This is a genomic window from Niallia taxi (assembly GCF_004005475.1).
GTDB classification, from domain to species: domain Bacteria; phylum Bacillota; class Bacilli; order Bacillales; family Cytobacillaceae; genus Niallia; species Niallia taxi.
The window spans coordinates 1-1,289 of record NZ_RZTZ01000054.1 but is presented as its reverse complement, the minus strand read 5'-3'; the positions used below and the strand labels follow the sequence as shown (position 1 = coordinate 1,289).

Below are 1,289 nucleotides of genomic sequence, written 5' to 3'. Positions count from 1 at the left end.
TTCTTTAGTCTCTCTGAGTTTACCTTGGACTTTCTTCCTGCTCGACTTCCGTTTTACACGAAATTTCCCTTGTTTACTTTTGCTGCAATAATGGGTAAATCCAAGAAAATCAAAGGTTGCTGGTTTGCTATTTCCTATTCTTTTTGCGTTATGTTCCGCAAACCTCCCGAAGGGAATGACCTTCGTTTTATCCTCAGCTATCTCCAAATTAAATTTCTTTAATCTCGACTTTAAAGACTCATAAAATTGTTGAGCTTCTCTTTTGTGTTGAAAACAACATACGAAGTCATCTGCATACCTTACTATATAAGCCTGTCCTTCACATTGCTTCCTAACCACTTTCTCAAACCATAAGTCGAGAACATAATGGAGATAAATATTTGCTAAGATAGGCGATACTACTCCACCTTGCGGTGTACCAGTTTCCGTTTTGTATCTCCTACCTTCTTCCATATATCCACCTTTTAGAAACCTACTGATTATTCTCAGAAGGTTTGGGTCGGCTATTCTATGTTTCAAGAACTCCATCATCCATTTGTGATCAACATTATCAAAGAAACCTTTAATATCTACATCTACTACATAGCTTACTGCTCTCTTTTCAATATAAAAGTTTAGTATTTTCAACGCATCGTGGCAGTTTCTATTTGGCCGAAACCCAAATGAACAATTTAGAAAGTCATTCTCATAAATTGCATTAAGTACTTTGGCAATACCTTTTTGTACGATTTTGTCCTCGTGTTCGGGTATCCCCAATGGTCTTTTCTTGTCAGAATTAAGCTTTGGGATATACATTCGTCTAACTGGGACAGGGCGATAACTTTTGCTTTTTAGTCTACTTGCCAAGTCCATTATGTTTTCTTCCAGATTTTCGGTGTACTGTTCTTTAGTTGTACCATGCACACCGGTTGCCTTCTTGTTCGGCAGCTCAAAATAACAATGAGTGAGTGATTGTTCGTTTAATAGATGCGCAAGAGATGTAAATTTCATTTTGGTATTAGATTTTGCTAATTCTGCTATCCTTAGTAGTTTTGTTTCCATTTCTTCTCCCTACCTCTGTGTGTAGTAAATGTTTCCCTAATAAGAGTGATAACTGGTAGCTAGCCTTTCCTCCATCGGCATTACCCAACTTCATTGGTACTACGCTGCTATCCGACTCCCTAAACAGCATTTGGTTTCCTTGCTTATTATCGCTTGTACACCATACTCTTCTATAAAGAAGAGACCGATAGGGTCTCCCGAGTTGCCGTATCATATCGATGTATAACGTGCCAAGGTCTCTGACTCCA

The 1,289-nt window shown here is 38.3% G+C and carries 1 protein-coding gene; it reads right to left on the bottom strand.

Translation table 11 applies throughout. The features are described from left to right. A partial coding sequence (ltrA, locus tag EM808_RS28350) for a group II intron reverse transcriptase/maturase (RefSeq protein WP_127743153.1) occupies positions 1-1,041 on the bottom strand: 1,041 nt, incomplete at its 3' end. Between the last annotated feature and the right edge of the window lie 248 nt (positions 1,042-1,289).